The sequence below is a fragment of the Noviherbaspirillum denitrificans genome, assembly GCF_002211445.1.
Lineage (GTDB): Bacteria > Pseudomonadota > Gammaproteobacteria > Burkholderiales > Burkholderiaceae_D > Noviherbaspirillum > Noviherbaspirillum denitrificans.
On record NZ_LSTO01000001.1, the window covers coordinates 2,602,449 to 2,613,914 of the forward strand.

The window sequence follows — 11,466 nt, forward strand, 5'->3', positions numbered from 1 at the left end:
GGTCCGTGCCCGACGCGGCAAACACGGTGTCGAGTCCCGGAAGATTGGCGACTCCGCACAGGCGAAGCAGCGTTTGCCGGATTCGTTCGAGTTCGCGCGTGTAGGTAACTGCAGGCGGCTCCACATCAGCCGCCCTGTGCAGGTTCTCGCGCAGGCAGTCCGCAGCAGAAAATCCGGCTGCAGAAATGGACGACGCGGTCGACGATCCGAAGGCCAGCAGTCCCGGGTCGGGGAGTGGCGCACACCCGTATTTGTTCGCCATGCCGGTAGCATCAAGTGCAATACGGGCATCGCCGCCATCGAGCAGGAGTTGCTCCGTTGGCGGCAGCCTGCGGCCGGGAAGAACGTCGTATGGCACTTGCTTAAATCGCCTCATTGGAACGCATCGCCGCGTTCCCCAGCATCGTGCGGAACGCCGCAAACAGCTTGCGCATCTGCGGCTGCTTGTACGGGAACATGTCGACCGGGTCCATCGCATGGACAATCATGTCGCTGTCGGCTTCGAAGATCAGCAGCTTGCCGTCCGCAGTCTCGCCACAGTCGAGTCCGACGTAGTCAAGGCCGAGCCGTTCGGTGATGGCCTGGAACGCCTGCGCGTGGCGCGGCGCGAACTCGTCGTCGAAGCCGGCCATGAAGCGCGCTTCCTCCGCGCGCTTCTCGGCGCTGTCGGTCATCCCCGCGTTCAGGTAATGGATCATCCAGTGCGAAGAGATCGCCATGTGGCTGACGTAGGGGCGTCCCTCGATCAGGATGATGCGGTACTTGCGGAACAGGCCGTCGGCGCCGCGATAATCGACAAAGCGCGCGACATAGAATTCGGCATGCGGCATGCCCTGCAAGTAGGCGGCGATGTCGTGCGGGCTGTCGATCTTTTCCAACCCGTGTCCCGCATGTGATCCAACCGGACGCACGATGATCGGGAAGCTGCCGTCGCCGATCACTTCGCCGATCGGCAACGCGTCGCGTCCGATTTGTTCAAGCGTCTCGCGCGGGATGCGCACCGACTTCGGTATCTCGATACCGGGCGCCCCCTGCAGCAGGCTGCATGCGCGGTCGCGCGACAGGTTGGCAATGCGGTCCGGCGCGTTCAGCACCGGGCGCGGCCAATGACGCGTGACTTCCGTGAGTTGTTCCAGCAGGGCGCGATTCTCATCAGATTCGCCGATCGCGACGAACAGCACGTCGTGATCGGGCAGTTCGGGGATGGAATCCATGCCTGGGGTCAGGTACAGCATGTCGAGGGTGACATCCGACTCTTCCAGCAGGAATTCCAGCGGCGTATTTGCCATCAGGTCGCCCGGCGCCATGATCGCGAGCAAGCGGATACCGGGCGTGCCGGTCGCGGCCGGCACGCGGTAGATCTGCTGCATCTCCAGCGCATGGGCCTGGGTCGCCAGTGCGATGTCGCGATTCCCGGTGAGTTGCAGCACCGTGGACAGGTCCATCAGCGTGTGTGCATCGCGCGGATTGCGCTCAGAACGCTCGATCAGTGCCGCGCCGAGCGGCTTGAGGTCGACGCCGGAAAAAGCCTGGCGCATCAGCGGCGCAAGGCCGATAAAAGCGGCTTGCCCGTCCTGTGCGACGGATGTTGTTTCGTTACCTTGATTCATTCATGTTCCTTGTGCGATGTCCCCGTGGTTTCGGCATGGCCGAAATCGAGCGTGGCCCTGAGCAATGCGTCGACGTCGTCGACGGTGGTGCGGTGATTGAAAAGCGCGACGCGGATCGCCAGCCTGCCATTGATGACAGTGGTCGACGGCGCGGCGATGCCGGATTCCTGCAGCGCGATGACGATATTGTTGTTGACCCGGTCTGCATCGGCGCTGCGGAATCCAAAGCACACGATGTTCAGCGATATCGGCGCGAGCAGTTCGAGCATTGGCTCGGTGGTAATCCGGTCGCCCAGATAGCGCGCGAGCGCGCAATTGCCGGAGATGACCTTGCCCAGCCGTTCGACGCCGTAGGCCTTGATGGCGAACCAGGTCTTGAGCGCGCGGAATCCGCGCGACAGGTCCGGCCCGAAGTCGCAAGGCCAGGGGGAATTTGCCGCCAGGCCGCGCGTCTCGCGCTGCAGGTAGGCCGCCGGTGACGCGAAGGTGTCGTAATGCATCTGGCCGTCGCGGACCAGGATGAATCCGGCGTCGTACTGCACCTGCGCCCACTTGTGGAAGTCGAAGGCGATCGAGTCGGCGCGCTCGATGCCGGCCAGGCGTGGCGCGACATCGGGCGCCATCACCGCCAGTGCGCCATAGGCACCATCGATATGGAACCAGAGGTCTTCGCGCTGCGCCACGTCGGCAAGGATCGTGAGATTGTCGATCGCGCCGCAATCGACGGTACCCGCGGTGCCGACGATCAGGAATGGCTTGAAGCCCTTGCTGCGGTCCGCCGCGATGGCAGATTCCAGCGCGGCTACGTCGATTTCGCCGTGCTCGTTGAATGGAATGCTGCGCAGCGCATCCTGGCCAAGACCGGACAAGTCCATCGCCTGCTTCACGCAGCTGTGTGCTGCCGCCGATGCATAGGCGGTCAGGCGTGTGCCGTCGGCGAGCAGTCCAGTCTTTCGTACGCCGGTGCCGAGCGCCGACGTCCTGGCGACGAGCACGCCGATCAGGTTGGCCATCGAGGTGCCGGTGACGAACAGGCCGCTCGCGCTCTCGGGAAAACGGAACAGTTCACGCACCCAGCGCAGCACCTGGCGTTCGACTTCAAGGGGAATCTGGTCGCGTCCGCCGACATTGGCATTCAGGCCAGCCGCAAGCATTTCCGCCAGCATGCCGACGGGCGTACCGCCGCCCTGCACCCAGCCCATGAAGCCGGGATGCGCGTTGCCGACCGAGTAGGGCAGCACATCCTGCATGAAGGCTTGATGGATCGCATCGATGTCGGTCGGCTTGGCCGGCAGCGGCTCGCGGAAACGATCGCGCACTTCCTGCGGCGCCGGTTGCCATACCGGGCGCTCGCGCAGGTACTGCATGTAGTCGAAGATATCGTCCAGCATCCGGTGGCCTTGCGTCCGCAGCGCGTCCCAGTCGGAGGGGTCGAGTGTGTGGTTGAGTCTCTTTTTCATGTTATTTCTGCGGCATGAGGGCAAGCATGGCGATCATTATCGCGGCTTGCGGCGATAGTCAAAGCGCGAATATCGGGCGCTTTGCAGGCTTTTTGCGCAGAGTGCGGTTGCGGAGGAAGGAGGGATGTGAGTTTGGCAATGCGATCGAAATGATGAATGGTCAGTCCGCCGCCACCACCCGGTTCTTCCCCGCCTTCTTCGCCTTGTACAACGCCTCATCCGCGCGCTCGATGATCGACTGCTGGCTTTCGCCCGGCTTGTGCAGCGCGACGCCGGAGCTGAAGGTGATCAGCAGCCGCTGGTTGTTGTACATGAAGATCTGCTTGGTCAGTTCGCGCTGCACGCGGGTGACGGTCTGGATCGCGTCTTCCAGCGGCGTTTCCGGCAGCACGATCATGAATTCCTCGCCGCCGAAGCGGGCGATCACGTCCATGGTGCGCAGCGTGTCCTTGACCACTTTCACGAGATGGATCAGCGCGTGGTCGCCGGCGGTGTGGCCGTGGGTGTCGTTGAGTTTCTTGAAGTCGTCCAGGTCGAGCATGGCGATGCACAGCGGCGAATGCCGGCGCTCTGAGCGCGACACTTCACGCTCGAAGACTTCGTCGAGGCCGCGCCGGTTCAGGCTGCCGGTAAGCTGGTCTTCGCGCACCAGTTCGCTCAGTTCAGCCAGCTTGCCTTCCAGTTCGTGGATGCGCACTTCCGCTTCCTGCACTTCCTGCCGCGCGGCGAGCATGTCGTCGCGCGAGCGCAGGGCTTCGGTTTGCGCGACCTTGGTGTCGTGCATCACGTCCTGCAGGATCTTGTTCAGCTCGGGGATGCCCTTGGCCTCGGCGATCTTGTGCGCGTACTGGTCCATCTTTTCGTGGTACGTTCCGGTCGCCACGGCCACCGCGCCGAGGCGGTCGATGAAGGTCACCATCATGTTCTTCACCGTTGTCTTTGCCTCGGTCAGGCTGTGCTTGAGCAGGCTTTGCTTGTAGATCACTTCCTTGAGGCTGCGCGTGGCATCCATCAGCGCGCTGTAGCTGATCGGGCCGGCCAGCAGGTCCATCACGCTGGCGATCTGGCCGCTGAGCCAGGAGTCGTCTTCCAGCAGTTCGCTCACGTTCTCCAGCAAGAGCTTGAACAGGCGCAGCAGCAGTTCGTGCTCTTCGGCCATGTCTTCGGCCTTGAGCTCGATCTTGAAGCACAGCTGCTTGAGCTTGTTGCTGACGTTGGCGAGGTCATGCTCGGAGTGGGCATTGTTGATGGCAGCGGCGAGCTGCTCGGTTTCTTCCGCGAGGGCAGGCGTGCCCCGCACCAGGGAGCCGACGGCCAGTGTCAGCGTGCGTCCCAGCAGTTCGCGCAGCATTTGCATCTGGCGTGTTTCGCCGACAACCGGCAGCACGGCGCTGTCCGCTTTTGCGGTCTTGGCAAGCGCGGGTGCGGGAGCTTCATCGACCAGCGAAATGCCCTGTGATTTCATGACTGGCGGCGGCACATCGTCAACCAGGGTAATCACGCGCGGCTGTGCCGGTTCCACTGGATCAACGAGCGGGATCGATGCCGATTTGGCAGGGGTGGGCTTGGCCACTTTCTTCGCCTGTTCAGCCTGCGCGGCGAAATGTTTTTCCACCAGTTCCTGCATGTCGCGGCCGAAGGCTTCCCAGTCGCGCTTGTCCAGCGCCTTGCGGAAGTGAGCGGCGAACAGGCCGAGTTCGCCTGAGGTGTTTGCCAGGCTGGCGGCGAAGTCGGCAAGGACCTTTTCAGCGCCGGGCTGGCTGGGTGCGCCGGCTATTTCTTCGTAAGCGTCGCGGTAGGCTTCGGGCGTGGGAGCAATGCGGCGCACGGCAAGGCGCTTGAAGGCCTCCCGGGCGATATCGGCGGGGCTCTGCTGTTCCATGTTCCAGTCTTGCCGCGATGCGCGCGGGGTGGTTTGAAAACCCCGCTACTTTAAGTGGGCAGGGGCAAAAAGGAAAGACGCGCCCGGCCGGGGCCGGGCGGGAACAGTCTTATTCGACGAGGTGGTTCTTGATCGCGTAATGCGTCAGCTCGGCGTTGTGACGCATTTTCATTTTTTGCAACAGGCGCGAGCGGTACATGCTGATCGTCTTGACCGACAGGGTCAGCTCGGCGGCAATGTCGCTCACGGTCTTGCCGGAGGCGATCATGACCAGGGTCTGGTATTCGCGGTCGGAGAGGGTTTCGTGCGGCGGGGTTTCGCGGTTTTCGTCGCCGACCTGGTTGGCCAGTTCCTGTGCGAGGGCGGGGCTGATGTACTTCTTGCCGGCGGCGACCTGGCGGATGGCGTCGACCAGTTCAGCCGGGGCGCTCTGCTTGTTCAGGTAGCCGGCGGCGCCTGCCTTGAGGGAGCGGATCGCGTACTGGTCCTCGCGGTGCATGGAGAGCATGAGGACGGCCAGCTTCGGGCTTTCCTTCTTCACCTGCTTGAGGACTTCGATGCCGCTCTTGTCCGGCATCGAAATGTCGAGCAGCAGGACGTCCGAATCGCCGCGGCGGGCGAGCTTGATGGCGTCGTTGCCGTTTTCGGCGTCACCCGCGACCACCATGTCGCGGGTGTCGGCGAGGATTTGCTTGAGGCCTTCGCGCACGATGGCGTGGTCGTCGGCAATCAGGATTCGGATCGTCTCGGTAGCTGCAGTCATGACAAGTCTTGGTGGTTGTTATTCCGTAAGAGGTATCCGCAGTGCAACTTCCGTGCCTCCCCCCGGAATTGCGCTGACGGACAGTTGCCCACCCAAGGCGTTGGCCCGTTCCGTCATGCCCCGGATGCCGAAGGATTTCGGCTTGAGCCGTTCTGTAGCCTCGATTCCACGGCCATTGTCGGCGATCGTCAGGCGCACGCTGCGGTTGGTTCCGGCGAGCTTGACGGTGACCCGGCTGGCCTGTGCATGTTTCCCAATATTGGTAAGCGCTTCCTGAAAAATGCGAAAAAGCGCGGTCGCCTGGTCGGGGTCGAGCGCGATTTCCTTTTTGTTGGAATTGAACTCGCACGGGATGCCCAGCTGCTTTTCGAACTCCTTTGCCTGCCAGTCGATGGCGTCAACGATCCCGAAATCGAGAATGCCCGGACGCAGGTCGGCGGAGATACGGTGGATGGCTTCGATGGTGCGGTCGACCAGCGATTCGACATAGACAGCTTTTTCGGCCAGCGAGCTGTCGTCGGCCGGCAGGCGCTTCTTGACCAGCGCCAGCGCCATCTTGATGGCGGTCAGGTTGCCCCCGACGTCGTCATGGATTTCGCGCGCGATGCGCATGCGCTCCTTTTCCTTGACCGTTTCGACGTGGGCGGACAGTTCGGCCAGCTGCGCGCGGGAGCGCTTGATTTCTTCCTCTTCCAGCTTGCTTTCGGTGATGTTGGTCATGATGCCTTCCCACTGCACGCCTTCGCCCGGCAGCGAGCGGGGCGTGGAGCGGAGGTTGATCCATTTGACATCCTTCCACTTCTCGACCCAGATGCGGCCGTCCCAGTTCCAGGTTTTCCATTCATTGGCGGAGTCGCCCATGGATTTTAGGAAGGAGGGGCGGTCCTCGGGCAGGATCAGGTTCAGGAACAGCGAGGAATCGGCGCGCAGGCGCTCGATGGCGATCCCCAGCAGCGCGTGGCAGCCGTCGCTCAGGTAGGGGAAGGTCAGCGTGCCGTCGGTGCGCTGCTGGATCTGGAAGAACAGGCCGGGCGTATTGGAAACGATGGCGCGGAAGCGCGCTTCGCTCAGGCGCAGCGCCTTGGCGGACGCGTGGCGGGCGCTGATGTCGTTGCCGAGCATGATGTAGACCGGATGCTTCGCGCCGCAGTAGAACAGCCGGAATTCGATCGGATAGGTCGAGCCGTCCTTGCGCGTGTGGATCGTGTCAAGCGAGGCGCGGCTCGACTTGCCGCAGCCGAGCGGCATCAGGATGTTCTGCAGCACCTCGCGCGACACGCTCTGCGCGAGGTCGAGCGGTGTCATCACGGCCAGTTCGGCGGCGGTGTAATGCAGGTTCTTGCGCGCTGCCTGGTTGGTGTGGACGAAGCGGAAGGTGTCGCAGTCGACGACGTAGATCTCGCTGTACGATCCCTGCAGGATGATCGGCAGCCACTCGGCTTGCAGCATCTGTTGTCTTCTCTGGCTAATGTGCGGGCATATATTGTGGCCGAGGATGTTGGCGGCGCGCACGATTTTCGTGCCGGGGCGGGGAATCGTCCCAATCTTGCATTATTTCAAGCAAAGGACTTCCATTTTTCGATCGGACTATGCTATAGTGCTGTTTTTCGCGGCCGTAGCTCAGCTGGATAGAGTACTTGGCTACGAACCAAGGGGTCGTGGGTTCGATTCCTGCCGGCCGCGCCATATATGAGGGGTCAGATCGCAAGATCTGGCCCCTTTCTGGTTTACATCCTTCCTTTTCCCCACCCCCGATTTTCCGCCGTGCGGCGGTCTCAAAAAATATCTCACTGACGTAAGTATTGATGTAAGTCAAGTGTAAGACTGACTCCCTATAGTGTTTCCATCGGGAAGCAAAGTTTCCCCGATTCAAAACACCATGCGGGCCAAGGGAGACATCACTCCCGGGAGCGCGCGTCAATATAACCGCCTGGGCCATCGCAGCACAGTCGCGGACCCCCAACGGGATGCCAACTCTTCTGCCGCAGAGCACGACAGGAGGATTCCCGGCAAACAAGACTTTCGAATACCACGGAGAGAGAGATATGCGTATTGCATGCAATATCCATTGCGATTCGACTTTTCGTCGAGTCCAGGAAGTGTTGGCACGGGCTGGCTTCGATTGTGACCGTTTCCCGAACGAGACCGCGATGATCCGCGCACTGCGTCGCGATCATTTCGACTTGATTCTTGTCGAGACCACGGCCGCGGAGCACGAAGACCGCAGCGCCTATTCCTGGCTGAACTGCCGCACAGGCGAAAGTACCCCGGTCGTGATGCTGTCGGAAAACGCCACTTCGGCCCAGGTCGCCGCCGCGCTCGAGGCCGGCGTGGACGACATCATGCGCCGCTCGGTCGACCCCGCAGTGCTGGTGGCGCGCCTGCATGCCGTCCTGCGCCGCTGCAACCGCAGCAATACGCGCCGTGTCATCGAAATGAAGGGCTATACCCTGGACCGCGATACCTGCATGTTCCTCGACCGCGGCACGCCGGTCATGCTGACGCCGCGCGAATTCATGATGGCGTGGCTGTTCTTCTCCTCGCCGGGCATCTACCTGTCGCGCGATACCATCAGCGTCGCGATCTGTTATAGTCCGTCGCCATTGTTGCCGAAATATCTAGATTTAAATCAAGAAGATAGCGAGACAGGGGGACGTGAGACTCATCCACAGCACAGACGAATTCCAGCTGTCGCAACAGCCTTATCCTGACGTCCCCATCCTGCTTGATCGGAACGGAGCCATTGTCGTTCCGGCGCTGCAATTTCTGATTCATCAATGCCTGCATCGCGGGCGCGTACGGTCGGCCGCCACCTGGACCGCCTATGGTGAAGCGCTGTACGACTATTTTGGGTATCTCGAGGGCGCAGGCCACGCCTGGGAGCAGCGCCAAAAAGCGGGCATCCCCTCCATCCTTGCCCGTTACCGTGATTGGGCACTCAAGCGCAACAAGGAAAGCACCGTTAATTTCCGGCTGCGACTGGTGGTGCGCTTTTACCGCTGGGCGCGTGATCGGGGCTTGATTGGCGAATTGCCGTTCGACGATGAGGCGGTCGTGCGGCGTGCCGGTGGCGGCATGTTGGTCCACGCGCAGCGCTTAACCAGCACCACATCGCCCGATATCTTGCTCAAGCAACGACGAGAAGTGTTCCCGGTCCTGTCCAAGGGGCAGGTGGCAGAAGTGCTGCATGCCGTAGCGGGCAACCCGACGCACTATCTGATCGTGCTGCTGGGGTTGCAGACGGGATTGCGCCGCATGGAACTGGCCACATTCCCGGAACACTATGTGATGAATGGCGGCATGGCAGGCCCCGATCGCCGGGTGTTCCCGGTGTTGCTCGACCCGGCGCATGTGCAAATCAAGGGGCGGCAAAAGCGCACCATTCATCTGACGCGACACTTGCTGGACCAGCTCTGGCAGTATCGCCACACGTACCGTCCGATGCTGGCCAGGCGCCATGGTGGGGCAGAACCAGCGACGCTATTCCTGACGGCCGATGGGGGGCCGTTTACGAATGGCGGCATGGGAAAGATCTTCGAGGCGATATCGCGGCGCGTTGGATACAAGGTGCATTGCCACATGCTGCGCCATACCTATGCGACGCATACGTTGCATGCGCTGCGCAGCGCGATGAATATCGGTAATGCGCTGCTCTACCTGCGGGAACGGATGGGACACAGCCATATCAGCACCACTGAAAAATACCTGCATTACCTGGAACAGATTGAAGACGGGGTGCTCAACGATTACCAGCGTGAGGTCGACCAGCTGTTTGCAGGGGGCGTGACGTTGTGAAGCCGCGCAAACAATTTGATGTACCCGAGGCGGAGAGGGAGTTCTTCGTCAGCGAGATGGGGGCTGCTACCAATCATGTAATGGCGGGTGACGCATTGGCGGAAGCGCGGGACCGCTTCGACTTCTCGCCGTGGTACGGAAAACGCATCGATGCGATTACCGACCTGCTCGCGCAATCCCTGCAGCAGCTGTACGTGGCCAGCACCTACCAGAAGACGTCGGTGACGTCGTTGTTTAATGGCGGGGTACGGAAGTTCTTGTCCTATTGCGTCGAACAAGCGCAGGCGCAAGGCCGGGAGCTGCAGGTCGAAGAAATTAACCGTCCATTCATCGATCATTACCTCGCTTGGATTCGGCGCCAGTTGAAAGACGATGGCGAAGTACTTGGCTATGTTGCGCAGCGGTCGATTTATACCAAGACCAAATCGATTCTGGTGCAAGCTTGCCGACAGGGGCGTCTGCCAGACCGCCGGCAACTGTTCCCGAGTAATCCGTTCCCCCAGGTCAGCCGGCATTACCAGGGCGAGCAGCCGTTGTCGCTGGAGGCACGGCGCCGGTTTGCGGAAGCGTTACGCATTGAACTGGCGGCCATTGCGAGGGATGAGTTCGACGGCACCGACGGCCAGGCGCTCGCGCTAGTATGCCTGCTGATTGCGTTGCGGACCGGTCTCAATACCACGCCGTTGCTGGAGCTGTCACGGGACGCGCTGCTGCCGCATCCGCTCAAGCCGAACTGGCGCATGCTGGTCTCTCACAAGCGGCGTGGCAATGCTACTCATGTGCAGTCGATGCGCTGGAGCGACCAGTTGGTGGAGACCGCATCGGCGCAGACAGATGTGGTGTGGTGGTATGACTGGGTCAAGGACAGGACGGCACCACTAGTTGCCGAGGCACCGGTCGAATGGCAGCAGCGCTTGTGGCTGTATCGCCGTGAACAGGTGGGGCGTCCACGCTCGGTGCTGGCACTCACCGTCGATCAGCTCATTCTTACCGCACAACGGTTGGTCCGTCGCCACGCCCTTGTTGGCGATGACGGGGAACCGTTACGGGTGAACGTGGCGACGTTGCGCAAGACCTTCGTCAACCGGCTGTACGAGCTGAGCGGCCGGGACATGCTGGTCACGGCGCGTCTGGCTGGTCATTCGGTGCAAGTCTCCCAAAGTCATTACCTGAAAATATCGCCGGAAGCCAAGCGTGCATTCCACTTCGCCGGCACGACCCTGCTGTCGACGCTGCAAACTGCATCGCCAGGACCGGAGGCGGCCGCGCCTGCGGCTGCCACGCCAATCGGACACTGTGCCGACCCGGTGCACGGGGAACGCGCGCCGCAACAGCCGGGCCGGCTCTGCACCGACTTCCTCAGCTGCTTCCAGTGCAAGAGCATGGTGGTCACCACAGAAGACCTGTGGCGGCTGTTCAGCTTTTATTACCTGATCGACAGCGAGCGCAACATCCTCAACGCACGCGACTGGGAACAGTGGTACGGGCATGTGCGGGACATTATCGATACCGAAATTGCGCCGGACTTCCCGGCCGCGGCAGTAAAGGCTGCGCGTGAGCGTGCACGCCGCGAGCCGCACCCGTACTGGAAAACACGCGACCGCCTGGGCCTGCCGCATGGAGCGCGGGCATGAACGGAGCAATGCGTCGCGCCGTGGTGGCGCCGGCACCTGCGCCCGCAGACCGCGACCAGTGGCCAATCACGTACGTGTCCGATCCGGATGGCGCACGCCAAGTGTTGTGCCGGTATGGGGACATGGTGTGGGACCTGACGCCGCTGATGCCAAACTCCAATGCGACGCCCGGGATGCGGCGCCTGCGGTTTGATCGCCTGCCGCCTGTGTGGCGCGAGAGCGCCAAGGCGCTGCTGTATGCGTACTGGGTGCATGGGCGTCCGGGGTGGAAAGCCCCGGGCGCCTCCACCCTGGCCGGTGTGTTCCGTCGGTTGCAGCGGCT

At 62.0% G+C, this 11,466-nt stretch carries 10 protein-coding genes and 1 tRNA gene; 5 read left to right on the forward strand and 6 right to left on the reverse strand.

Features of this window, described 5'->3' with window-relative positions:
• From AYR66_RS28885 to AYR66_RS12745, 6 genes are all read right to left on the reverse strand, one after another.
• Positions 1 to 358: hypothetical protein (locus tag AYR66_RS28885; RefSeq protein WP_206047158.1), on the reverse strand; the 358-nt coding region annotated here is incomplete at its 3' end.
• 4 nt (positions 359 to 362) lie between these two features.
• Positions 363 to 1,610: an ATP-grasp domain-containing protein gene (locus AYR66_RS12725; RefSeq protein WP_088707778.1), complete on the reverse strand. Its 1,248-nt coding sequence runs from the start codon at positions 1,608 to 1,610 to the stop codon at positions 363 to 365.
• Positions 1,607 to 3,070, reverse strand: a complete 1,464-nt coding sequence (locus AYR66_RS12730; protein WP_234814890.1) for a pyridoxal phosphate-dependent decarboxylase family protein — start codon at positions 3,068 to 3,070, stop codon at positions 1,607 to 1,609. Before AYR66_RS12730 ends, AYR66_RS12725 begins: the two co-directional genes overlap by 4 nt.
• Before the next feature lie 160 nt (positions 3,071 to 3,230).
• On the reverse strand, positions 3,231 to 4,952 hold the full coding sequence (locus AYR66_RS12735) for a GGDEF domain-containing protein (RefSeq protein ID WP_234814891.1): 1,722 nt from the start codon (positions 4,950 to 4,952) through the stop codon (positions 3,231 to 3,233).
• 109 nt (positions 4,953 to 5,061) lie between these two features.
• Positions 5,062 to 5,715, reverse strand: a complete 654-nt coding sequence (locus tag AYR66_RS12740) for a response regulator (protein WP_088707779.1) — start codon at positions 5,713 to 5,715, stop codon at positions 5,062 to 5,064.
• A gap of 18 nt (positions 5,716 to 5,733) precedes the next feature.
• On the reverse strand, positions 5,734 to 7,164 hold the full coding sequence (locus AYR66_RS12745) for a PAS domain-containing sensor histidine kinase (protein ID WP_088707780.1): 1,431 nt from the start codon (positions 7,162 to 7,164) through the stop codon (positions 5,734 to 5,736).
• Positions 7,165 to 7,324: 160 nt separating this feature from the next.
• Here AYR66_RS12745 and AYR66_RS12750 point away from each other — a divergent pair.
• The 5 genes from AYR66_RS12750 to AYR66_RS29565 form a co-directional block, all read left to right on the forward strand.
• Positions 7,325 to 7,401 (forward strand) — tRNA-Arg (locus AYR66_RS12750).
• A 359-nt stretch (positions 7,402 to 7,760) separates the two neighbouring features.
• Positions 7,761 to 8,426 carry a response regulator transcription factor gene (locus AYR66_RS12755; RefSeq protein WP_170942131.1) on the forward strand — a complete coding sequence of 222 codons (666 nt, stop codon included), beginning with the start codon at positions 7,761 to 7,763 and terminating at the stop codon, positions 8,424 to 8,426.
• On the forward strand, positions 8,371 to 9,510 hold the full coding sequence (locus tag AYR66_RS12760; RefSeq protein WP_088707782.1) for a tyrosine-type recombinase/integrase: 1,140 nt from the start codon (positions 8,371 to 8,373) through the stop codon (positions 9,508 to 9,510). The genes AYR66_RS12755 and AYR66_RS12760 overlap by 56 nt, the downstream gene beginning before the upstream one ends.
• Positions 9,507 to 11,144, forward strand: coding sequence for a hypothetical protein (locus tag AYR66_RS12765; protein WP_141104069.1), 1,638 nt, complete (start codon positions 9,507 to 9,509; stop codon positions 11,142 to 11,144). The genes AYR66_RS12760 and AYR66_RS12765 overlap by 4 nt, the downstream gene beginning before the upstream one ends.
• The coding region (locus AYR66_RS29565) for a hypothetical protein (protein ID WP_206047159.1) at positions 11,141 to 11,466 on the forward strand (326 nt) is incomplete at its 3' end. The genes AYR66_RS12765 and AYR66_RS29565, both read left to right, overlap by 4 nt.